This window comes from Streptomyces cucumeris (genome assembly GCF_024295805.1).
GTDB classification, from domain to species: Bacteria; Actinomycetota; Actinomycetes; order Streptomycetales; family Streptomycetaceae; genus Streptomyces; species Streptomyces cucumeris.
Genome location: NZ_JANCLX010000002.1, coordinates 75,412 through 96,063, shown reverse-complemented (window position 1 = coordinate 96,063; position 20,652 = coordinate 75,412). Strand labels below are relative to the sequence as shown.

22 protein-coding genes are annotated in these 20,652 nt (G+C 71.8%); 5 read left to right on the top strand and 17 right to left on the bottom strand.

What is annotated here, in order from left to right; all coding sequences use genetic code 11:
• Window positions 1-104: 104 nt before the first annotated feature.
• Entirely contained in the window at window positions 105-866 is a 762-nt protein-coding gene (locus NMK44_RS03390) for an isoprenyl transferase (protein WP_254738713.1), read from the bottom strand.
• Between the two features lie 251 nt (window positions 867-1,117).
• On the opposite strand from NMK44_RS03390, the gene mgrA reads away from it, so the two are divergent.
• The gene (gene mgrA / locus NMK44_RS03385) at window positions 1,118-2,113 is read left to right on the top strand and encodes an L-glyceraldehyde 3-phosphate reductase (protein ID WP_254738711.1); all 996 of its coding nucleotides are present in this window, start codon (window positions 1,118-1,120) and stop codon (window positions 2,111-2,113) included.
• A 189-nt stretch (window positions 2,114-2,302) separates the two neighbouring features.
• Here the strand turns inward: mgrA and NMK44_RS03380 are convergent, their stop codons facing one another.
• The gene (locus NMK44_RS03380) at window positions 2,303-3,049 is read right to left on the bottom strand and encodes a prepilin peptidase (protein WP_254738036.1); all 747 of its coding nucleotides are present in this window, start codon (window positions 3,047-3,049) and stop codon (window positions 2,303-2,305) included.
• 66 nt (window positions 3,050-3,115) lie between these two features.
• Between NMK44_RS03380 and NMK44_RS03375 the strand changes: the two genes are divergently transcribed.
• Together NMK44_RS03375 and NMK44_RS03370 are read left to right on the top strand one after the other, a co-directional pair.
• On the top strand, window positions 3,116-3,541 hold the full coding sequence (locus NMK44_RS03375) for a DUF192 domain-containing protein (protein WP_374215227.1): 426 nt from the start codon (window positions 3,116-3,118) through the stop codon (window positions 3,539-3,541).
• A gap of 91 nt (window positions 3,542-3,632) precedes the next feature.
• Entirely contained in the window at window positions 3,633-4,043 is a 411-nt protein-coding gene (locus NMK44_RS03370) for a cold-shock protein (RefSeq protein WP_254738035.1), read from the top strand.
• Between the two features lie 23 nt (window positions 4,044-4,066).
• Here NMK44_RS03370 and NMK44_RS03365 read toward each other — a convergent pair whose 3' ends face one another.
• From NMK44_RS03365 to NMK44_RS03305, 13 genes are all read right to left on the bottom strand, one after another.
• The gene (locus NMK44_RS03365) at window positions 4,067-4,564 is read right to left on the bottom strand and encodes a universal stress protein (protein ID WP_254738034.1); all 498 of its coding nucleotides are present in this window, start codon (window positions 4,562-4,564) and stop codon (window positions 4,067-4,069) included.
• Window positions 4,565-4,571: 7 nt separating this feature from the next.
• A complete protein-coding gene (locus NMK44_RS03360; protein WP_254738033.1) occupies window positions 4,572-5,822 on the bottom strand; it encodes an SLC13 family permease in 1,251 nt (416 codons plus the stop codon).
• A 146-nt stretch (window positions 5,823-5,968) separates the two neighbouring features.
• Window positions 5,969-6,613, bottom strand: a complete 645-nt coding sequence (locus tag NMK44_RS03355; RefSeq protein ID WP_374215226.1) for an OmpA family protein — start codon at window positions 6,611-6,613, stop codon at window positions 5,969-5,971.
• Window positions 6,610-7,200, bottom strand: a complete 591-nt coding sequence (locus NMK44_RS03350) for a hypothetical protein (RefSeq protein ID WP_254738031.1) — start codon at window positions 7,198-7,200, stop codon at window positions 6,610-6,612. Before NMK44_RS03350 ends, NMK44_RS03355 begins: the two co-directional genes overlap by 4 nt.
• Window positions 7,201-7,247: 47 nt before the next feature.
• The gene (locus NMK44_RS03345) at window positions 7,248-7,862 is read right to left on the bottom strand and encodes a hypothetical protein (RefSeq protein WP_254738707.1); all 615 of its coding nucleotides are present in this window, start codon (window positions 7,860-7,862) and stop codon (window positions 7,248-7,250) included.
• A 62-nt stretch (window positions 7,863-7,924) separates the two neighbouring features.
• A complete protein-coding gene (locus NMK44_RS03340) occupies window positions 7,925-8,089 on the bottom strand; it encodes a hypothetical protein (RefSeq protein ID WP_254738030.1) in 165 nt (54 codons plus the stop codon).
• 273 nt (window positions 8,090-8,362) lie between these two features.
• On the bottom strand, window positions 8,363-9,256 hold the full coding sequence (locus NMK44_RS03335) for a DUF5936 domain-containing protein (protein WP_254738029.1): 894 nt from the start codon (window positions 9,254-9,256) through the stop codon (window positions 8,363-8,365).
• 29 nt (window positions 9,257-9,285) lie between these two features.
• Window positions 9,286-10,224 (bottom strand): type II secretion system F family protein, encoded by a 939-nt coding sequence (locus NMK44_RS03330; RefSeq protein ID WP_254738028.1) that lies wholly within the window; start codon window positions 10,222-10,224, stop codon window positions 9,286-9,288.
• Between the two features lie 6 nt (window positions 10,225-10,230).
• Complete coding sequence (locus NMK44_RS03325) at window positions 10,231-11,610, bottom strand: TadA family conjugal transfer-associated ATPase (RefSeq protein WP_254738027.1); 1,380 nt, start codon at window positions 11,608-11,610, stop codon at window positions 10,231-10,233.
• A complete protein-coding gene (locus tag NMK44_RS03320) occupies window positions 11,607-12,110 on the bottom strand; it encodes a TadE/TadG family type IV pilus assembly protein (protein WP_254738026.1) in 504 nt (167 codons plus the stop codon). The genes NMK44_RS03325 and NMK44_RS03320 overlap by 4 nt, the downstream gene beginning before the upstream one ends.
• Complete coding sequence (locus NMK44_RS03315) at window positions 12,103-13,875, bottom strand: CpaE/TadZ family protein (protein ID WP_254738025.1); 1,773 nt, start codon at window positions 13,873-13,875, stop codon at window positions 12,103-12,105. Before NMK44_RS03315 ends, NMK44_RS03320 begins: the two co-directional genes overlap by 8 nt.
• A 20-nt stretch (window positions 13,876-13,895) precedes the next feature.
• Complete coding sequence (cpaB, locus tag NMK44_RS03310) at window positions 13,896-14,600, bottom strand: Flp pilus assembly protein CpaB (protein ID WP_254738024.1); 705 nt, start codon at window positions 14,598-14,600, stop codon at window positions 13,896-13,898.
• Window positions 14,601-14,642: 42 nt separating this feature from the next.
• A complete protein-coding gene (locus NMK44_RS03305) occupies window positions 14,643-15,554 on the bottom strand; it encodes a hypothetical protein (RefSeq protein ID WP_254738023.1) in 912 nt (303 codons plus the stop codon).
• A 245-nt stretch (window positions 15,555-15,799) separates the two neighbouring features.
• Between NMK44_RS03305 and NMK44_RS03300 the strand changes: the two genes are divergently transcribed.
• Window positions 15,800-16,807: a chitinase gene (locus tag NMK44_RS03300; RefSeq protein ID WP_254738022.1), complete on the top strand. Its 1,008-nt coding sequence runs from the start codon at window positions 15,800-15,802 to the stop codon at window positions 16,805-16,807.
• A 26-nt stretch (window positions 16,808-16,833) separates the two neighbouring features.
• Here NMK44_RS03300 and NMK44_RS03295 read toward each other — a convergent pair whose 3' ends face one another.
• Window positions 16,834-18,117, bottom strand: coding sequence for a lipase family protein (locus NMK44_RS03295; RefSeq protein ID WP_254738021.1), 1,284 nt, complete (start codon window positions 18,115-18,117; stop codon window positions 16,834-16,836).
• A 117-nt stretch (window positions 18,118-18,234) separates the two neighbouring features.
• Window positions 18,235-19,098: a S1 family peptidase gene (locus NMK44_RS03290; protein WP_254738020.1), complete on the bottom strand. Its 864-nt coding sequence runs from the start codon at window positions 19,096-19,098 to the stop codon at window positions 18,235-18,237.
• Between the two features lie 144 nt (window positions 19,099-19,242).
• Here NMK44_RS03290 and NMK44_RS03285 point away from each other — a divergent pair, with 144 nt between their 5' ends.
• Window positions 19,243-20,595, top strand: coding sequence for a M14 family metallopeptidase (locus NMK44_RS03285; RefSeq protein WP_254738018.1), 1,353 nt, complete (start codon window positions 19,243-19,245; stop codon window positions 20,593-20,595).
• Window positions 20,596-20,652 lie beyond the last annotated feature (57 nt).

Below are 20,652 nucleotides of genomic sequence, written 5' to 3'. Positions count from 1 at the left end.
AACTTTTTTTATGTGGGGGCCCGGGGTGGCCCCCCCCGGGGGGGGGGCCCCCCCCCGGGGGGCCCCCCCCCCCGGCCGGTGAACTGCGGTGGGCGCGAAGGGGACTAGAAGCCGTACCTGCGGTGCCGGGCCGCGTAGTCGCGCAGCGCCCGCAGGAAGTCCACCTTGCGGAAGGCGGGCCAGAAAACCTCGCAGAAGTAGTACTCCGAATGTGCGCTCTGCCAGAGCATGAAGCCGGAGAGCCGCTGCTCACCACTGGTGCGGATGACGAGGTCCGGATCGGGCTGGCCGCGGGTGTACAGGTGTTCGGAGATGAGGTCGATGTCGACGACCTCGGCGAGCTCCTCGAAGCTGGTGCCCCGGCTGGCGTGCTCCAGCAGCAGCGAGCGCACCGCGTCGGCGATCTCCTGCCGACCGCCGTAGCCGATGGCGACGTTGACCATTATTCCGTCGATGTGCTCGGTGGCGTCCTCGGCCTCCTTCAGCACCGTCTGGGTGCGGGAGGGGAGCAGATCGCGGTTGCCCACGTGGTGGACCCGCCAGCGGCCGTCGGCCGCGAGGTCGCGCACCGCGCCCTCGATGATGCCGAGCAGCGGTACCAGTTCTTCCTCGGGGCGGTCCAGATTGTCGGTGGAGAGCATCCAGAGCGTGACGACTTCCACGTCCGTCTCGTTGCACCAGCCGAGCAGCTCCTGGATCTTGCTGGCTCCGGCCTTGTGGCCCTGCTCGGTGGTCCCGCCCGCCGCGCGGGCCCAGCGGCGGTTTCCGTCGAGGATGACGCCGATGTGCTTGGGCACCTGGGCATGGTCGAGGCGGCCTTCCACCCGGCGTGCGTAGAGCCCGTACACCAGGTCGCGCAACTTCACGTCTTCCAGCCCCTCAGTGCCTCGCATGGCTTGCCATGGCAGTCCGCCCCAAGGCCGACACACTACTGCGGGGCGGCTGGGCTGGCTAACCGGGCGGCCGGAGGGCGTCGCGCCCGGCCACCCCCTCCGGCCGCCGTATCCCTCCCTGGCGAGCGGTATAGGGTCACCTGTTCCCACCCCCGGACCTGGGACGACGCCCTGTGAACGACATCCACGCCCCGTACCGCGCCGCCGAGAGCCGCTACGACACCATGAGCTACCGGCGGACCGGGCGCAGCGGGCTGCTGCTGCCCGCCCTCTCGCTCGGCCTGTGGCACAACTTCGGTGACGACACCCCGCGCGAGACCCAGCGCGCCATCCTGCGCCGCGCCTTCGACCTCGGGGTGACCCACTTCGACCTGGCCAACAACTACGGGCCGCCCGCCGGATCGGCGGAGACGAACTTCGGCGAGATCTTCGCGCGCGACTTCCGCCCGTACCGCGACGAGCTCATCCTCTCCACCAAGGCCGGCTACCGGATGCAGCCCGGTCCGTACGGCGAATGGGGCTCGCGCAAGTACCTGCTGTCCTCCCTCGACGCCTCGCTGCGCCGGATGGGCGTCGACTACGTGGACATCTTCTACTCCCACCGCTTCGACGCGAACACCCCGCTCGAGGAGACGATGGGCGCACTGGCGAGCGCGGTCCAGCAGGGCAAGGCGCTCTACGTGGGCGTCTCCTCCTACAGCGCCACGCGCACCCGCGAGGCCGCCCGGATCCTGCGCGAGCTGAAGGTGCCCGCCCTGATCCACCAGCCCTCGTACTCGATGATCAACCGCTGGACGGAGGACGACGGACTGCTGGACACCCTCCAGGACGACGGCATGGGCTGCATCTGCTTCGCGCCGCTCGCCCAGGGGCTGCTGACCGACAAGTACCTGGAGGGCGTCCCCGAGGGGTCGCGCGCCGCCCAGGGCAAGTCGCTCGATCCGGCACTGCTCACCGAGGACACCGTGCGGCGGCTGCGCGGACTGGACGCGATCGCCCGGCGGCGCGGCCAGACGCTGGCCCAGCTCGCCCTGACCTGGGTGCTGCGCGATCCGCGGATGACCTCGGCACTCAGCGGGGCGTCCAGTGTGCGGCAGTTGGAGGCGAATGTCGCCGCCCTGGAGGGGCCCGCCCTCACCACGGAAGAGCTGGCCGAAATCGATTCCCTCGCACAGACCACCGAGGGTGTGAACATCTGGGCGGCCCGCAGCGAGTCGTAACCCTCAGTGATCAACTTGGTGGGTTCCGTCAGCCGGGCGACCGCCCGCCGGACCCCGTGAGCCCCGTAATAGAGCGGGCCGGTCCGTGGGGGGGGAGTACGGACCGGCCCGAGGGGGGGTTTCCACCATAACGCTTTGTGAGGGGATGTCCATGCATCGGCGAGGGTGACAATCAGCGCGGCGCTGACGTCATCCAGCCCCCAGGGCCCCCAGTACCAACCCGGCGCACGCCCCCAGGATCATGCAGGGGCCGAATGCCATGGCCGTTCCGCGCCGCGCCCGCCGGGTCATGACCAGGGCCGCCGCCGCGAGCGAGCCCAGCAGCAGCCCGGCGAGGGCGCCCATCAGGAGCACGTCCCAGCCGTACCAGCCGAGCGCGATCCCCAGCGTCAGCGCCAGTTTGACGTCGCCGAACCCCATACCGCTCGGGCTGATCAGGAACAGCACCAGATACGCCCCGCCCAGCACCGCACCGCCCAGCAGCGCCCGCGGCCACGACCCGGCGCTGTGCGGCAGCAGCGCCGCCGCGCCGAGCAGCGCCGCGGCCCCCGCCGCCATCGGCAGGGTGAGGACGTCCGGCAGCCGGTGCACCGCCAGGTCCACCCCGGCCAGCAGCACTCCCGGCGGGGCGAGCAGCAGCCACACCGCCAGCTCCGGCCGGGCGCCGACCGCCGCCGCCAGGGCCGCGCACACCACGGCGGTGAAGACCACCGCGACCGCGGTACCACGGCCGCCGTCCCATGCGCCGCCCCCGCAGTCCGGGCAGCGGGCCGGGCCGAGCCAGCCGCGGAGCGGACCGGTGAGCGTGTGCCCGCGCGGGCACACCGTGCGCCAGGGCTCGTCCGGTTCGACGGCCAGCCGGTGGAGAGGACGGGGCAGCAGCGCCCCAGCGGCCGCGCCGTACGCGGCGGCGAGGGCGGTCAGCAGCGGATGCACGGCCCGAGCCTACGGAAGGCGGGCCCGGGTGGAACACTGCACCGGAGGGGCGGAAAGGGGCGCGGCATGGGGCACGGACCGCATGAACCGCACGGGGCGGACGGGGCGGGCCCGTTGGGGGACGGCACCGGGACCCTGCGGATGGCCGGGGGTGCCGACGGCATCCCGCTGCTGATCGCCGCCTCCTGGCGGGCCCGCTCCCGCGGCCTGCTCGGCCGGGACGGGCTGACCGGCGCGATCCTGCTCACCCCCGCCGGCGGAGTGCACACCTTCCGGATGCGGTTCGCCATCGACGTCGCCTATCTGGACCGGCGGTTCACCGTGCTGGCCGTGCACACCCTGCGGCCGGGCCGGCTGGGGCGGCCCCGGCTGCGCGCCCGCCACGTCCTGGAGGCCGAGGCGGGTGCGATGGAGCGCTGGGGGCTGCGCCCGGGGGTGCGGGTCACCGTACTGCCCGGATCTTCTCCGGCCCACCCGCCTTCGCTACGCTGAGTCCCCGGTGTCATGGTGAGGACACATCCCCCGGCCGAGGCCGGGGGCGACGCGTTAGACGAGGTAGAGGTACAGGGGTAGGGGTAGCACGTTGACGACGACGGGCAAGATTCTGCGGTTCGACGAGTTTCGCGGCTACGGCTTCATCGCGCCGGACGACGGCGGCGAGGACGTCTTCATGCACGCCAACGACCTCCTGGACGAGAAGCACCTGTTCCAGCCCGGATCCAAGGTGCAGTTCGTCCCGGAGTACGGGGACAAGGGCCCCAAGGCGTCCGAGGTCCGCATCGTCGAACGTGCCGCCGGTCCGTCCGTGGTACGGCCGGTGGGCCCGGACACCGCTGACGACACCATGTGCGACGTGCTGTCCGCCGCTGAGTTCCGCGCCGAGCTGACCGAGGCTCTGGTCGAGGTGGGCGGCAATCTGACCGCCGATCAGATCAAGCAGGTCCGGCGGAGGATCATCGAGCTGGCCCAGGCCCACAACTGGATCGAGTCCTGACCGACCGGTCACCGGTCCGCGCGTCAGTGCGGGGGCGGGGGCGGCAGGGAGTCCAGACCGGGCGCCGGGGCGGGCCACACCAGCAGTACGGCGCAGGGCGCGTGGTCCACCACGAACCGGGTGGCGTGCCCCAGACTGTGCGGACCCAGCCGGTCGCGGTCCCCGTCCCGGGCGCAGACCAGTAGATCGACGCCCTCGGCCGCACGGACCACCTCGTGCTCGACCCGGCCGTGCCGGTCCAGCCGGACGGCGGGACGGTCCAGCCGCGCGGCGGCGGCCTCCAGCAGATCGGCCGCCGCGGTCCGGGCGAGTTCCTCCATCCGGTCACCGGGGTCGCGCTCGGGGTGCCCGCGGCCGAGCAGTCCGGCGAAGGCGGCGTGGGCGGCGCCCGCGATCTGGTCGTCGGTGACGTGGAGCAGCCGGACCTCGACCTCACCGGCCCCGCCCAGGGGTAGCTGGGCACGGGCGGCGTCCACCGTGGACCGCCAGGTCCCCTCGGTGATCCAGATCAGCGCGATCACGGTTCGCTCAGCCTCCGGTGGTCATCAGCATCGCCCACAGGGCCACGGTCGCGGCCACCACCGTGGCGGGCACGGTGAGCAGCCCGAGACGGGTGAACTCGCCCAGGCCCGCGTCGGCGTCCGCGTCATGGTGGCGGACGATACGCCGCCACAACAGGGTGGCCAAGGAACCCACATAGGTGAGGTTGGGGCCGAGGTTCACCCCGATCAGCACCGCGAGCACCGGACCCGGTCCGCTCTCGGCGGCGATCGGCAGCAGGGCCAGCACCGCGGGCAGATTGTTGATCAGGTTGGCCAGCACCGCCGCCACCGCGGCGACGCCGAGCAGTGCGGGCAGCCCCGTACCGCCGGGCAGCAGCCGGGCCAGCCAGTCCTCCAGACCGCCCGCCAGCACGGCCTGGACCACCACCCCCAGTGCCAGGACGAACAGGCAGAACAGCGGCCCGGCCGCGTCGATCAACCCCCGCACCGTGGCGGTGCGCCGCCGCAGCGCCCGTACCGCCAGGACCAGCGCGCCTGCCCAGGCCGCCCACGCGGGGTCGAGGCCGACGAGGGAGGTGCCGACGAATCCGGCCAGCGTCAGCAGCAGTACGGCCAGCGCGAACCGCGGCACCCGCGGCCAGCGGTCCGGCGGCGGCTGGGAGGTCCCGGCCGCCAGGTCGGCGGCGAAGAAGCGGCGGAAGACGAGGTACTCGATGGCGATGGTCAGCAGCCAGGCGGGGGCCATCAGCACCGCGAACCGGGTGAAGGACAGTCCGCTGGCCTCCAGGGCCAGCAGATTGGTGAGGTTGGAGACCGGCAGCAGCAGGGAGGCGGAGTTCGCCAGATGGGTGCAGGCGTACACATGCGGCCGGGACCGGGCGCCCAGCCGGGTCGCCGTCGCGAACACCACCGGGGTCAGCAGCACCACCGTGGCGTCCAGGCTGAGCACCGCGGTGACCACGGCCGCGACCGCGAACACCCCGCCCAGCAGCCGGTCGGTGCGTCCGGCGCAGGCGCGGGCCACCGCCTGACCCGCCGCGTCGAACAGCCCCTCGTCCGCGCAGATCTGGGCCAGCAGCAGTACTGCCGCCAGGAAGCCGACGACGGGCAGCAGACTGCGGGTCTCCGCCCACGCCTGCGCCGGCGAGACCGCCCCGACGGCCACCACCAGCGCGGCTGCGGGGACGGCGGCGACGGCCTCGGGCCAGCCCCGGGGCCGTACCACGGCGAACGCCAGCACCCCCAGCAGCAGGACGGCGGCGAGGCAGGTGGACACGACGGTGCTCAGGGCGGACTCCCCGCAAGGCTCCTGACGGACTGCGCACGGGTGGCGGCGGGCCCCCGCGGGCGGTGATGGACGCCCCCATCATGCGCCACGGCCGGGCCGCACCGCCGGGGACGGGTCGACGGCCCGGTGACCGGTCAGCCCGTACGGGGGAAGCTCACCTCGACCCGCCGGTTCTTCTTGCGGCCCTCCTCGGTGGCGTTGTCGGCGATCGGATACTGCTCGCCGTAGCCGCGGATCTCGTAGTTGACGGAGGCGTCCAGGCTGTCGGAGAGCTTGCGCTGCACCGCGTTGGCCCGCTTCTTCGACAGGGCGTCACCGTGGGCCGAGGAGCCGAGGTTGTCCGTGAAGCCGAAGACCCGGACGGTCTTCGCCTTCTGCTTCTCGATCTCCCCGGCGATCGCCCTGATCCGGGCGCTGGCCGCACCCCCGAGCTTGGCGCTGTCCTTGCCGAACAGCACCTCGGCCTGGAGGGCGAACTTCACCTTGGCGTTGGTGTCCTCGCGCCGCTCGTCGCCGTTGTCCGTCTCCACCACGGACTTGATGTCCAGCACCCGGCCCGGGGCCAGCCGGGCCCCCTCCGGCATCCGCAGATCGGAGTCCGAGCTGTCGATCTTGACCGGGGGCGTGGTGTCCGCGGGAGCGCCGGGGCCGGTGTCGGCCCGTGCCGCGGGAACGGGCGCGGCGGTCACCCACAGCGCGGCGGAGGCCAGGACGGCGAGGGCGGGACCGAAGCGCACGGCGGCGGGCCGGGGCGGACGGGACGTCATGGCGGGGCTCATCCGGAGAGCTCGATGCTGACGGACGGCATCGTGGGGATCTGGAAGTCGACTTCCTTGACGTCCTTGGGCGGAGCGGGGAACTGGGCGAACACCGGGCGGCTCTCATTGGGCTTGATGCCGGAGAGTCCGGTGGTGCACAGACAGAGCCCGTCGGTATCGCGCAGAACCAGGTAGCGCTTCTTTCCTGATTTGTCGATCAGTGACGCTCCCGAGAGGGACGAACGGGACTTGGCCAGCTCCTGTTCCTTGGAACTCCAGTTCAGGGCATAGAAATAGCCGCTGCCACGGTTGGTCAGGGTGCCGCTGACGGTCACGAAGCCACCACTGTCCCGAACGGCGGAATGCAGTCTGACCTCGACTCCGCCGGGCCCCTTCATCTGGCCGATCGACTTCGACGAGTCGGCCGCCGGCTCCTGCTCGCGTCCCTCCTCCTCGGAGGCGGTGGGCTTCTGTGGGGAGCCGTCGTCCGGCTTCTTCCCGTCGTCGCCGTCACCGCTGCCGCATCCGGCCACGGCGAGGGCCAAGCCCGCGACGAGCGCCGCCGCGGCAGCCCCCCTCCGGGCCTTCGTCGTGTGCCGCATGCTCATCGCTCGCTGTCCTTCACTCGGCTACTCGGGTTCGCGTGGTGTGCTCATCAATCGGCAAGGTGCACGGAGAAGAGGTCTTTGGCGTCGGGGAAGAGGTCGGGGTGGGCCGGATCGATCGTCAGGTCCGCACCGTCACAGCGGAGATCGACGGCGGGCTTGTCGTCCTCACCGCCTTCCCCGTGCTCATCGTCACCCTCGTCGTCATCGGCGGGTGGTTCGGACGTGGGCGTGGGGCTGGGCGTGGTCGAGACGGCGCACCGCGGGCTGACCACCGCCTTGGCCCTGGCCTTCGCGTACTGGCGCTCGGTACCGGGGATGACGGTGTCGCCCACCGGCTCACGCGTCCTGACCGTGACGGTGAAGGAGGTGGGCAGATAGCCCGGGGTGCACCCGGTGACCTCCGCGTCGTTCTTCCCCGCGAACCACCCGGCCTGCTCACAGGCGTTCCCGGCACCGAGCCCCCGGCCGTTCAGCAGATCGTCCCAGGCGCCGCCGTCCACGATCGCCTTCAGCAGTTCCGCGCGCAGCCGGTCGCGGTAGTCCTGGCCCGCGGCGAGCGCCGCCGCGTCGGCGGCGGTCTGACCGCCGTTGCGCGTCGCACCGGCCTGGCCCACCGCGAAGAGGGCGAGTGCCAGGAAGAGCAGGCCCGCCACCGCGGTGATGTAAATGGGAAACGCCTGCCCCGCGTCACTTCTGAGATCTCTGCGGGCTGTCACAGGACCGGTCAGATGCCGACGACCTGCGAGATTTTGTCGGAGATCGCATTGGCGATCGCCGTGCCGAAGTCCGTGGTCGACAGGACCAGGACGATGGCCACCACCACGGCGATGATTCCCAGGTATTCGATCGAGGTCTGCCCCCGGTCGTTCCCCACAGCACGCTTCCCCATCGTGTTCCCCTCCATGGGCTGCCGTCCCACTCTGGTCCGGCGACTCAACCCCCGTGGCGTCGCTCGCGACAGGAGCAAAGTACGCCGAAACACCGGCCGGGGAACAGTGCCTCACGCTCCGTTGCCTTCCCGATGCCCCGCGTTCGAATCGCGCCCGTGCGTCGCGCCTGCCACGGCTCATCCGTCTCACCCCCTCCCGGCCCGGGGAGCCGTCACCCGACGACTGTCCCACACCCGATTGCAACCGCGAAGGGCATTCATTCAATTGGGCAGTCAGTCCCCGGTGACCGAGCCGAAGTCCGTGCCGGAGCCGATGAAGAACCCGGCCACGAGCAGCACCATTGTCCCCGGCACCATGAAGGTGGTGATGACCATGGTCGCCTTCGGTACCGCCCGGGCCGCCCGGCGGCGGGCGTTCTGGGCATCGGTACGGCGCATGTCGTTCGCGATGGCGATCAGTGTGTCGACGATCGGAGCGCCTAGTTCCTCACCCTGCTGAAGCGCCGTGACGAATTGCGCGACCTGCTCGGAGTCATTGCGTTTGCGTAGTTCCTCGAATGCCTGGCGGCGGCTGACGCCCATGTCCATCTGACGCAGGGTGATGCGGAGTTCATCCGCCCAGGGGCCCTCGTACTTCTCCGCCACCCGGTCCAGCGCCTGGCGGAAGCTCAGCCCGGCGCTCACCACGACCGCCAGGACGTCCAGGAAGTCCGGCAGGGTGCGCTCGATGGCGTCCCTGCGCTCACGGACCGCCGCCCAGATGCCGACCTCGATCCAGAACAGCCCGAACGCCACCAGCACCAGTGCCAGCAGAAGCTGTCCCTTCATCAGCATCACCAGCGCGCCGCCGAAGCCGAGCGCGCCGTAGACCGCCCGCCGCGCGGCGTAGCGGTCTACCGTCAGACCGCCCGGATTGCCCGCCAGATCGATCCGGCGGCGTACCCTCGCCACCCGCTTCTCGCCCATCAGACGCAGCACCAGCGGCGCGTAGCGCATACCGAGCCGGTCGACGGCCGAGCCGACGGCCGTGGTGCGCGTCGCGCCGACCTCCAGCGCCACCGCGAGGTCGGCGGGCAGTTTCGCCTCGCTGCGGTACAGCGCGACGCCGTAGGCGGCACCCGCCACCGAGAGGCCGGCCGCCAGCGCCAGCAGCAGTCCGATTGCCATGATCCGGTCCGCTCCTCTTCCTTCCGTCCTCAGACGTCGATCTTCGACATACGACGGATGAGGAAGAAGCCGATCCCGTAGAGGACGAAGGCCACGACCACCGCGGCCTGGCCCCAGAAGGACGAGGTCATCCGGTCCAGCGAACCCGCCGAGATCCTGTTCATCAGCAACAGCGTCCCGATGCCCATCAGCGGGACGACATAGGCGGTCACGGTCACCTGGGAGAGCTGGGTGCGGACCTCGCGCCGGGTCTCCTTCCGCTCCTCCAGCGTCTGGGTGAGGTTGCGCAGCGAGGTGACCACCGCGCCGCCCGCCCGGTTGGACAGCACCAGGGTGGTGACCAGCACCACCAGTTCCCGGGACGGCAGCCGCCGGGCCAGCTCCTCCAGCGCGTCCTCGATCGAGTGACCGACGGCCAGTTTGGCGGCGACCTTGGCCAGCTCCTCGCCGGCCGGGGCCTCCATCTCGTCGGCTGCCATCGCCAGCGCGGTGCGCAGCGCCAGCCCGGCCTGGGTGGCGTTGGCCAGGATCCGGGACAGCTCGGGGAGCTGGTTGATGAACCGTTCGATGCGCTTCTGGCGCTGCCAGTTGAGGTAGGCGAAGGCGGCCCAGACCGCGATCACCGCGGCGATCGGTCCGAAGAACGCGGCCAGGAGCGAGGCCGCGACCACCCACAGCCCGGCCGCCGCGGCGGCCGTGTAGACCACGAACTCCGCGGGTGTCAGCTCCAGGCCGGTCGCCGCGAGCCGCAGCTCCAGCCTGCTCCCGGCCGAGGTGGTGCGCAGCCGCCGGTCCAGCCCGGCGAAGCGGCGCGCACGGCCGGTGGGGGCCTCGGGTCCCGCGTCCGAGAGCCGGTCGATCAGGGCGCGCTGCTGCTCCTTGCCCCGGGCGTACGCATGCGCCCCCGCGACCCCCAGCGCGCCGCACACCAGCGTCGCGCCGAGCGCCACCGTGGCCAGACGGTCCATGCCCGGCTACCTCCGTTCCCTCGGGTCGTACGCGGAGCGGTCGAACTCGGCGCCGCGGGTGGTGAGCTGGGCCGGGAAGGCGGCCACCCCGAACGCGGGCGGCACCGACTCGTTCGCCATCCGCAGCCGCTCCGCGATCCGCTCCGGCAGCGGGTAGTACCCGAACCGGCCGTGCACCACGCGGTCCGCGGCCATCGGCTCGGCGTCGAACCGGCAGACGGTGGCGATGCGGTACTCCTCGTGGCCGTGGCTGTCGAGCAGCGCGATCTCACTGATCCGCCGTGAACCGTCGGCGTGCCGGACGAGCTGGACGATACAGTCCACGGCGCTGTTGATCTGGTCGCGCAGCGCCTCGTACGGAATGGCCACTTCCGACATCGAGGCGAGGGTCTGGAGCCGCATCAACGCGTCCTCGGCGCTGTTGGCGTGGACGGTGGCCAGCGAGCCGTCGTGTCCGGTGGACATGGCCTGGAGCATGTCCAGCGTCTCACCGCCGCGTACCTCGCCGACGATGATCCGGTCCGGACGCATCCGCAGTGAGTTGCGGACCAGGTCGCGGATGGTGATCCGGCCCTTGCCCTCGACGTTCGGCGGCCGGGACTCCAGCCGGATCACATGCGCCTGCTGGAGCTGGAGTTCGGCGGCGTCCTCGACGGTGATGATGCGCTCGCCCTCCGGGATCAGCCCGGAAAGCGCGTTGAGCAGCGTGGTCTTCCCGGAACCGGTCGGTCCGGAGACCACCACATTGCATTTGGCCCGCACCAGCGCGGACAGCAGGAGCAGCATCTGCTCGTCGAGCGTCCCCATGCCGATCAGCTCGTGCAGGGTGTAGGCGCGGGGGAAGCGGCGGATGGTGAGGGTCGCGCCGGTGAGCGCGAGCGGCGGGATGATCACGTTGACCCGCTCCCCGGACGGCAGCCGGGCGTCGACCATCGGGTTCGACTCGTCGACCCGGCGGTTGACCGTGGAGACGATCCGCTCGATGGTCTGCATCAGCTGCTCTTCGGAGGCGAACCGGACCGGCACCTGTTCCACCCGGCCCGCCCGCTCGACGAAGATCTGGTCCGGTCCGTTGACCATGATCTCGGTGATGGAGGCGTCCTCCAGGAGCGGTTCGAGCACCCCGAGCCCGAGCGCCTCGTCCACCACCCGGCGGATCAGCTGGGCCCGTTCGCCGGTGGACAGTACCGGGCCCTCACGGCTGATGATGTGCCCGAGCACCCGCTCCAGCCGGGTGCGGCGCTCGGCCGCGGCGAGCGAGGACATCTCCGCGAGGTCGATCTCCTCCAGCAGCTTGGCGCGGTAGACGGGAACGAGATGTCCGTCCTGGCGCCCCTCTCCCTCACCGGGCCGCTCGGGCACGGTGATACGGGCCCGCAGGCTCATCGGTCCCCTCCCCCGGCCACCGCGCCGCCGATGTCGTCCGACCCGTCGTCGCAGGGCATCGTGGCGCTCCTCCTGGCACTGCCGAAGTCGAACCCGGGGATCACGGAGGGGATCTCGACGGTGGCGGTGGCCGATGCCTGACCGCCCCCGCAGCCACCGCTGCTGACGTCCGCGCCATCGGCCAGCCAGCCGCTCATCGCCGCCTGTCCGGCCGCGGACGGACTGGTCCGTGAGGTGTCCAGCGACGCGGTCCGCGCCGCCGCCCGCGCCGCGGTCCCGGCCTGCTGCGCGGTGTACGCGGCGAGCCCGAGCTGTACGGCGGCCAGCGCGACGATGAGCAGCACCGGCAGGAACCCGAGGAACTCGATGGACGCCGACCCCTCGTCCCACCGCCGCGTGCCGCCGGGGCGGCGGCGCGGCCCGCCACGGGTCCACCCGGCCGCACCACCGACCGCCCGGCCCGCCGGACGGGACGGCCCCGCGGGCGTGCGACTACTCATCGCCGCCCGCCAGGGTGGATTCGTCGGTCGCGCCCGCCGTGCCGGTGACCGTCCAGGGGAAGTCGGCGGCGCCGGGGAAGAGGACGGGGACCTTCAGGCTGACCGTGGAGGTGAACAGGCCGTCGGCCCCGGCGCCGCAGGAGATCGAGGAGCTGCCCCGCCAGGCGCCCGGGAGGTCCTTCTCGGCGGCGGCCCGGCAGGCGGCCGCGCCGCCGCCGTCGGCGGCGCCCGCGCGGGCGCCCTTGTCGGCGGAGTTGCCCGCCAGCGAGTAGGTGTAGCCGACGAGGACGAACTGCCAGATCACCGCGAGCACGATGAGGGCCAGCGGCAGGACGCCGAGGAACTCGACCGTGACCTGGCCGCGGTCGCCGCGCTTGCGGAGGAAGGATCCGGTCGTGGACGAGGACGGCGGGACCTCGCCCAGCGCCTCCGGACCGGTGTCCGGTCCGGCACCGGCGCCCGGACCACCCGCCCCTATGGCACGGCGCCGCCGGAGCCCCGGCAGGGTGCGCTCACCGGACCCGGCCGCGTGGCCGCCCCGGTGGGCGCCGCGGCGGCCGCCACCGCCGCTCCCTCCCGGGGCCGCGGACGCCGCGTCGGCCAGGCCGAGTTCCCCGGCCAGCCCCCACAGCGCCTGTCTGACGGCGGACTTGGCGTCCAGATCCTGCATCCGGCCGGAGTCCACGGCGGGCTGGAGCTCCTTGAACCCGGCGGGGATCGCGGTACGCGCCACCGTGGTGCCGGTGGCCCGTGCGACCAGCTGCGGCTGGATCTCGGCCTGCCGGGTGTGCCGGTTGACGACGGTGACCGTCTCCTCCGCCTTCCGCACCTGGAGCCGGTCCCACAGCCGCACCATGCGCTTGGCCGCGCGGACCGCGACCACGTCCGGGGTGGTGACCAGCAGCGCGATATCGGCGGTCTCGACGGCGGCCGCGCCCGCCGAGGTCATCTGGGTGCCGCAGTCCACCACCACCAGTTCGAACCGGGACCGCAGCGCCGCGATGACCTGCCGGGCGGTGCGGTCGGTCACCTCCTCGCCGCGTTCCCCCTCGGCGGGGGCCAGCAGCAGCCCCAGACCGGTCTGGTGGGTGAAGACCGCGTCCTGGAGCACCCGTGGGGAGATGTCGGTGATCTGCGCCAGGTCGGCGATCGACCGGCGGAACTGGACGTCGAGGTAGGAGGCGATATCGCCGGACTGGAGGTCGAGATCGACGAGCGCGACCGTACGGCCCGCGGCCCGCGCGGCCAGCGCGAGCTGCACGGCGGTCACCGTGGTGCCGACGCCGCCCTTGGCGCCCGTCACCGCGACCAGCCGTCCGCCGGGGCCGGTGGCCAGGGTGTCCCCGCCGCCGCCGAGGTGGCGCCGGACCCCACCGGCCCACTGGGCGGCGCCGTGCACCCGGGCCGCCAGCTCGTCGTAGGACAGGGGTATCCCGGCGATACCGCGGGCCCCGGCGTCCATCGCGGCCGAATACAGCGCGGGTCCGGCGTCCGCGGTCACCAGCACCACCCCCACCGCGGGGAAGCGGAGTGCGATCTCCCGGATCACCTCCAGCGCGGGGGCCGGGCCGATGCGCTCATGGACGAGGACGACCTCCGGCAGCTCCTCCAGGGAGGCGGCGGCCAGCGCGGCGAGGGTGTCGAGCAACCGGGTCGAGTCGCCCACCGGCGCCGACGGCTCGACACCGGGCAACTGGCCGAGCAGCCCGCCGAGGGAGCGGGCGGCGTCGGGGTCGCCGACGGCCGGCAGAATTCTGATCGTCACCGCGGCACCTCCTCACTTACTCATTTGTCGCCGTCGAGGGTGTAGCTGCGGTCGCCGGGCGCTATCGGACCGTCCCCGCCGGGGGCGACCAGCGCGAGCCGCACGTGCGAGGCGAAGGACTCGGCGTACGCGACCCGCTGCGCGTTCTTGGTGTCGAGCGCGAAGGTGATCGGTACGGCCTTGTCGACACGCCGTTCGTCGTCCTGGTCCGGCTCCAGCGCGGTGAGTTCGCCGACGTCGATGACCCGGGCGCCCGCGACGATGAGCTTGGAGACCGGTTCGTCGCGCTGTCCCTTGCCCTCGAAGGTGGCGTAGATGTTCACCTTCGCCCCCGGGTTGATCTTGCCCGCGACACCTGTCGCCGCGTCGATCATGATGGCGATCTCCTGCTGTCCGGCCTTGAGGGCGGGACGGTTCACGATCATGTCGTCCTGGAGCAGCGACCCCTTGTGCAGCGGGGTCACGGCTATCTTGCCGCGGATGTCGTCGAGGTCGGTGACGGCGGTGGACGGCACCCATCGCTCCGGCATGGAGACCTTCTCGAACTGCCCGGTGTCCAGGGCCTGGTAGGCGGGGACGTCCGAGGTCAGCTTGTAGGCGGTGGTCTCGGGCCCGACCTTGGACTCCACGTCGTCGATGACGGAGAGCACCCCGGCGAACGCGCCGATGGCGCACAGGACCGACAGGAGCAGCAGAACGACTCCGCGGCGCTGGCGTGAATTCATGGGACGGACAACCTCGTTCGGGGACGGGGGGACGCGGGGACGTCAGCTGCTGGTCAGAGCGGGGCGGTGGGCCGGGATCAGGGCGGCGGGGATGTCATCGCCGCGCGCCACCGGCGCGGAGCAGAACGCACAGCGGTCCCCGATGAGTTCGAAACCGCACCAGTGACACTCCTCCCGGCGCACCGACGCCACGAGCTGGTAGAGGACGGACAGGTCGGGGATGGCCGCCGCGAACTCGATCAGCTTCGGGGTGCCCCACCACCGGGCGGCGTCCGGGGAGGGCTCCACCAGCTCCACGTCCCGGATGCCCCAGGCGGGTGCGAGGGCGCCGGTGACCCAGTCCTCCCGCCCGGCCACCGAACCGTCCCGGTGGCCATGGCTGTTGAGCGCCCCGGGGGCGACCGTCATCCGGGTGCCGTACGAGGGGGCGGGCAGCACCCCGTCCGCCCCGGCCTTCACCAGCCGCGGGGTGGGGTGGGCGAGCACCGCGAAATGGGTGCCGGGCAGCCAGGACTTGACGTGCGAGGTGAGCCCGACCGGCACCCGGTCCAGCCGGGCGACGCTGCCGAGCAGCGCACCGGCGTGGATGTAGTGGGCCAGCAGCCGGGCGGCGCAGGCGAGCACCCCGGGGCTGAAGTCGGAGAGCGAGAGCTGCCGGAGCTGACGGGCCAGCACGGCCACGGCCAGCGGCGGAAGTTCGAGAGGCACCAGCGCCATCCGGTCGCTCTCCAGGACGGCGCGCAGGGTGTGCAGTCTGCGGATGACGGGCGGCGGGGTCGCGGCGGGATAGAGCACGACCAGATGACCCTGCCGGTCCAGCAGCGCGGTGACCTCGGCGAGCGCGTCGTCGAGCGGCTGCTCCCGCGGCGGGCGGAGCACAACGGCCGACGGGGTCTGCCCGTCGGGCGGCGGAAGCACCAGCTCGCGGCCGGTGACTGCTATCGCGGTGGGCACGTCGGCTACCCCGTCTCACATCGGCACCGAGCGGCCGCGGCCGCAGGTCGTCACGCCGTTCCTGGTGCATCGTCACTTTATCCACGAAAGCCGCGTGAGAGAACAGTTCCTCTGCGTTACGGCCACCTGGTTCGGCGGTCTGCCGCGCATTCCCTTGACAACCCAATTGGTCTGAACCAACTTGTACGGCACGCCTCAGGGGCCCCTGGACGCGCACTCGCACCACCTCCCCCCATCCCCCACGTATGGAGGCTGTCGTGATACGCGCACGGTTCGGGAAGAGCCTGATCGGCGCGGCGGCCGCGGTCGCCCTCGGCGCCGGAGGACTGCTGGCGTCCGGCGCCGCCGAGGCGGCCGGGACACACCCCGCGGCGGCCGTCCCCGCGCACGCCGTCACCGGCTACTGGCAGAACTTCGACAACGGCGCGACCGTGCAGAAGCTGGCGGACGTGCCCGGCGAGTACGACATCATCGCGGTCGCCTTCGCGGACGCCACCGGCTCGCCCGGCGCCGTGGACTTCCATCTCGACCCGGCCGTCGGCTACGGCAGCGAGCAGGAGTTCAAGGACGACATCAAGGCCGAGCAAGCGGCCGGGAAGTCGGTCGTCCTCTCCGTCGGCGGCCAGAACGGCACCGTCTCGGTCAGCGACGACGCCTCGGCGAACGCCTTCGCCTCCTCGATCACCGGCCTCATGGACGAGTACGGCTTCGACGGCGTCGACATCGACCTGGAGAACGGGCTCGACGCCACCTATATGACCCAGGCGCTCCGGGCGATCCACGACAAGAAGAGCGATGTCGTGGTCACGATGGCACCCCAGACGATCGATATGCAGTCACCGTCGAACGCCTACTTCAAGACCGCCCTGGGCATCAAGGACTTCCTGACGGTGGTCAACATGCAGTACTACAACAGCGGTTCGATGGTGGGCTGCGACGGCAAGGTCTACTCCCAGGGTTCGGTGGACTTCCTCACCGCCCTCGCCTGTGTCCAGCTGGAGAACGGACTCGACCCGTCACAGGTCGGCCTGGGTGTCCCCGCCTCCCCGCGCGGCGCGGGCTCCGGCTACGTCGAACCGGGCGTGGTCAACGCGGCGCTGGACTGCCTCGCCAAGGGCACGGGCTGCGGCAGCTTCAAGCCCTCCCGGACCTACCCGGGCATCCGGGGCGCGATGACCTGGTCCACCAACTGGGACGCGGCGAACGGGAACGCCTGGTCGAAGGCGGTCGGCCCGCATGTCCACGGGCTGTAGCTCCGGCCCGGTCCGACGCGGTCCGGCTACCGCAGGGTGAGCAGCCAGCGGACGATATCGGCGGTCGCGGCGACGTTGGAGCCCAGATGCCGTGAGCGTTCGTGGTCGACGGCCCCGAGGTCGATGACCGGAGCGTCCACTCCCTGGCGGCGCAGGGCGGCCCGGCAGACCGCGGTGTTCTCCACCGCGGCCTGCTCGTCGCCCCGTGCCAGGTACAGCCGGGTTGGCACCCGCGGCGCCCAGTCGGTGCAGACGCCGTCGGTGGCGCGCAGCGCGGCGGCCATCCCCTCGTTGGGCTCGGCGAGGATCCTGCGGCCGTACGGGGTCAGCAGCTCGTCGAGGGTCCCCGGGGTGCCGTTCATGATGTCCCGCCCGGTGTGGGCACCGTCGAACAGTGCCTCGACGGTCTTCGCGTAGCGCGGCTGGAACACCTCCTCGGGGCTGTCGTACACGGCGTGCAGCCGGTTGAAGGCGACCAGGGCGTACGCCGCGTAGATCACGCTCGACTTGGGCTCGAGCCTGCCGTCGAGCACCGCCCGCAGCTCGGTGCCGCCGAAGTCGTACGCCCCGCTGACCGGGGCCAGCGCACCCAGCCGGAACCAGCGGTCCTCCCCCGCCTGGAGGGAGCGGGCGAGGCCGAGCGCGGCCGAGGCGCCCTGCGAGAAGCCGGTGACCGCCACCTCGCGGTCCAGGGTGTGGCCGGTGCGCGGCGCGAAGGCGCGGGCGGCGCGGAGCATGTCCAGGGAGGCGGTGGTCTCCGAGGGAACGTCCATCCAGGGGTGGGGGCCGGGGCCGGTGCCCATCCCGAGGTAGTCGGGGGCGACCGCGGCGAACCCGGCGGCGGCGTAGGTCACGGGCGGGCCGGTCAGGAAGGCGCGCCGCTGCATCGAGGGGGCGTCGCTCTTGTGGGCGCCGGTGCCATGGGCGAACGACACCGGGCGCAGCCTGCCGTCGGCACCGCGCGGGAGGACCAGCAGCCCGCTGGCGGTGGTCGGCCGTCCCTGGGGGTCGACGGTGCGGTAGACCAGCCGGTAGGCATCGACGCCGTAGCGGGCGGTGCGGGCGTCGAATCCGGCGGAGGTCAGCTCGGCGGCGACGTCCTTCGGCCCGGCCAGGGTGTAGAGCCGCTCGGCCGACACCAGCGACCCCCGGCCGTGCAACTGCCGCTGTCCGCCGGGCGCGGAGGCCGACGCTCCGGCGGCGGGAGCGGCGGCCGTGGCCGCGGCCGGGACGGCGGTGCCCGCCAGCAGCAGCGCGGCGCAGAGGGCGGCCGCGCGGGCCGTGGTGCGGCGGTTCACATGGATGCGCATGGGGTCCCCGTTTCTGACGCGGTGTGACGAGGACCCCAGCCTTCCGTGCGGTACCCCGGGGGCGCACTGGTGGCCGCCCCCGGGCCGGGGTGTTGGCAGCACCCCTGTTCCGTTCGGTCAGGGCTTGGGCAGCTCACACTCCGGGAGTGCGAGGTCGATCTTGTTGCCGGTGGTCAGACAGCGGGTGATGCCGTAGGTCTGCTGGGCGTAGTTGATCCCCTGGCGGACCGTCACGGTGCCGTTCTCGTCGACCTCGCAGGGGTTGTTCAGGGTGCACCGGCCACCGCTCTCGTTACCGGTGTTGTTCACGGCCACGACCTTGCCGGACGCGGTGTCCACGACGGGCGAGCCCGAGGTTCCGCCGATCGTGTGACAGGCCGGGGTGTAGCGGACCGAATCCTTCCAGGTCCACTCGCCTTCCTTGAGACGGTACGCAAATCCGTCGATATTGCAGGAGTAGATCCTCTTCCAGTAGCCGGAGACCACATTGATGCTGGTGCCCTGGACCGGGTGGCTGTCGGACAGCGACAGGGCCTTGATGCCGTACCGCTGTTCGATCTGGGCGTACGTCGAGCTCAGCTCGTACAGCGAGATGTCGGTGTCGGTCATCGTCGCGTACGCGACCTTGGTGGCCCGCAGCGTGCCCGCACTGGCACCGGAGCTCTTCAGCAGGGTGAAGCTGCGGGTTGACGGCTGGTCGACGATGACCTCACCCGCGGCGGGGAAGCCGCTGGACAGACAGTGTCCGTTGGAGAGCACGAGCGCCGGATCGGTGTCGGCGGAGCCCGGGGCCCGGACGACCGAACCCGAGCAGTTGCTGAGGGCCACCGTGCCTGCGAAGCCCACCGCGCGGGCCGTGTCCGCCGCCGGAGCGGCGGAGGGGGTGGGGGTCGCGGCCACCGTGGGGGTGGCGCCGGTGCCCAGGACGGCCGCTCCGGCGAGTAAGAGGGCCGACAGCGCACCGGCGAGAGGTCTGTTCATGGGGGGTTTCCTTCCCTCGGTGAGGAGTTCTTTCCCCGACGACCATTTCCCACCCTTGACCGTGTCATGCACATGGCCGAACACTGGCGCAGCAGTCGCTCGCCTTTCACCCCCACAGGAGAAACACACCCCCCAGGAGAACTCATGCGACTACGCATTCGCGGCAGACGGGTCTCCGCCCTCGCCGCACTGCTGGCCCTCGCCCTCGCCGCCCCCATCGCCGCCGAGGCCGACGACCCGCCGTCCGCACGCGCGTCCGGTGCCGCCGCCGGAGCCAAGGCATCGGCCGATGAGCAGGTGACCCAGTACCAGGTCGCGGGTCCGGCCACCCGTAAGGAACGGTCCGCGGTCGCCGCCACCGGTGTCTCCATCGACGAGGTGGACGCCCGCTCCCTCGTGATCACCGCCGACGCCGCGCAGGCCAAGAAGGTGCGGGCGCTGGGCTACCGGCTCACCGCACTGGACGGTCCGCCCGACCGCGCCGGGGCCGGCGCGGCCCGGCCCTTCGACTTCCCCTCCTCCGATGCGCGGTACCACAACTACGCCGAAGCCAACGCCGAGATCGACAAGGCGATCGCCACGTATCCGGCCATCCTGAGCAAGCGCGTCATCGGAAAGTCGTACGAGGGACGGGACATCGTCGCCCTCAAGATCAGCGACAACGTGGCCAGTGACGAGGACGAGCCCGAGGTGCTGTTCACCGCGCACCAGCACGCGCGCGAACACCTCACGGTGGAGATGGCGCTGTATCTGGTGCACGAGCTGACGGCCGGTTACGGCAGCGATTCCCGGATCACCAAGGCCATCGACGGCCGTGAGATCTGGATCGTCCCGGACCTCAACCCGGACGGCGGCGAGTACGACATCGCCACCGGCCGGTACCGCAGCTGGCGTAAGAACCGCCAGCCCAACTCCGGGTCCTCGTCGGTCGGCACCGACCTCAACCGCAACTGGGACTTCAAATGGGGCTGCTGCGGCGGCTCCTCGGGATCCCCCGGCTCCGAGACCTACCGCGGTGCGCGCGCCGAGTCCGCCCCCGAGGTCAAGGTGGTCGCGGACTTCGCCCGCAGCCGGGTCGTCGGCGGCAAGCAGCAGCTCAAGGCCGCCATCGACTTCCACACCTACAGCGAACTGGTGCTGTGGCCGTTCGGCTGGACGACCAGTGACACCACCACCGGGATGACGAAGGACGACCGCGACGCCTTCGCGGCCATCGGCAAGAAGATGGCCGCCAGCAACGGCTACACCCCCGAGCAGTCGAGCGACCTCTACATCACCGACGGTTCCATCGACGACTGGCTGTGGGGCGCCGAGAAGGTCTTCGCCTACACCTTCGAGATGTACCCCTCGTCCTTCATCGGCGGCGGTTTCTACCCGCCCGACGAGGTCATCGAGCGCGAGACCGAGCGCAACCGGGACGCGGTGCTCCAACTCCTGGAGAACGCGGACTGCATGTACCGCTCCATCGGCAAGGAACAGCAGTACTGCACCAGCTGACCCGGTGAGATGGCCGCGAGCCGTCCCGGCGCACCCCGCCGGGACGGCCCGCAGGTC

Excerpts from the sequence above, each read along its gene's own strand:
- NMK44_RS03355 (WP_374215226.1), bottom strand. The coding sequence starts at position 6,613 with ATGAGCCCCGCCATGACGTCCCGTCCGCCCCGGCCCGCCGCCGTGCGC.
- NMK44_RS03375 (WP_374215227.1), top strand. The coding sequence starts at position 3,116 with ATGGGGCACGGACCGCATGAACCGCACGGGGCGGACGGGGCGGGCCCG.
- NMK44_RS03285 (WP_254738018.1), top strand. The coding sequence starts at position 19,243 with ATGCGACTACGCATTCGCGGCAGACGGGTCTCCGCCCTCGCCGCACTG.
- mgrA (WP_254738711.1), top strand. The coding sequence starts at position 1,118 with ATGAGCTACCGGCGGACCGGGCGCAGCGGGCTGCTGCTGCCCGCCCTC.
- NMK44_RS03340 (WP_254738030.1), bottom strand. The coding sequence starts at position 8,089 with ATGGGGAAGCGTGCTGTGGGGAACGACCGGGGGCAGACCTCGATCGAA.
- NMK44_RS03290 (WP_254738020.1), bottom strand. The coding sequence starts at position 19,098 with ATGAACAGACCTCTCGCCGGTGCGCTGTCGGCCCTCTTACTCGCCGGA.
- NMK44_RS03320 (WP_254738026.1), bottom strand. The coding sequence starts at position 12,110 with ATGAGTAGTCGCACGCCCGCGGGGCCGTCCCGTCCGGCGGGCCGGGCG.
- NMK44_RS03300 (WP_254738022.1), top strand. The coding sequence starts at position 15,800 with ATGGAGGCTGTCGTGATACGCGCACGGTTCGGGAAGAGCCTGATCGGC.
- NMK44_RS03330 (WP_254738028.1), bottom strand. The coding sequence starts at position 10,224 with ATGGACCGTCTGGCCACGGTGGCGCTCGGCGCGACGCTGGTGTGCGGC.
- NMK44_RS03350 (WP_254738031.1), bottom strand. The coding sequence starts at position 7,200 with ATGAGCATGCGGCACACGACGAAGGCCCGGAGGGGGGCTGCCGCGGCG.
- cpaB (WP_254738024.1), bottom strand. The coding sequence starts at position 14,600 with ATGAATTCACGCCAGCGCCGCGGAGTCGTTCTGCTGCTCCTGTCGGTC.
- NMK44_RS03325 (WP_254738027.1), bottom strand. The coding sequence starts at position 11,610 with ATGAGCCTGCGGGCCCGTATCACCGTGCCCGAGCGGCCCGGTGAGGGA.
- NMK44_RS03295 (WP_254738021.1), bottom strand. The coding sequence starts at position 18,117 with ATGCGCATCCATGTGAACCGCCGCACCACGGCCCGCGCGGCCGCCCTC.
- NMK44_RS03335 (WP_254738029.1), bottom strand. The coding sequence starts at position 9,256 with ATGGCAATCGGACTGCTGCTGGCGCTGGCGGCCGGCCTCTCGGTGGCG.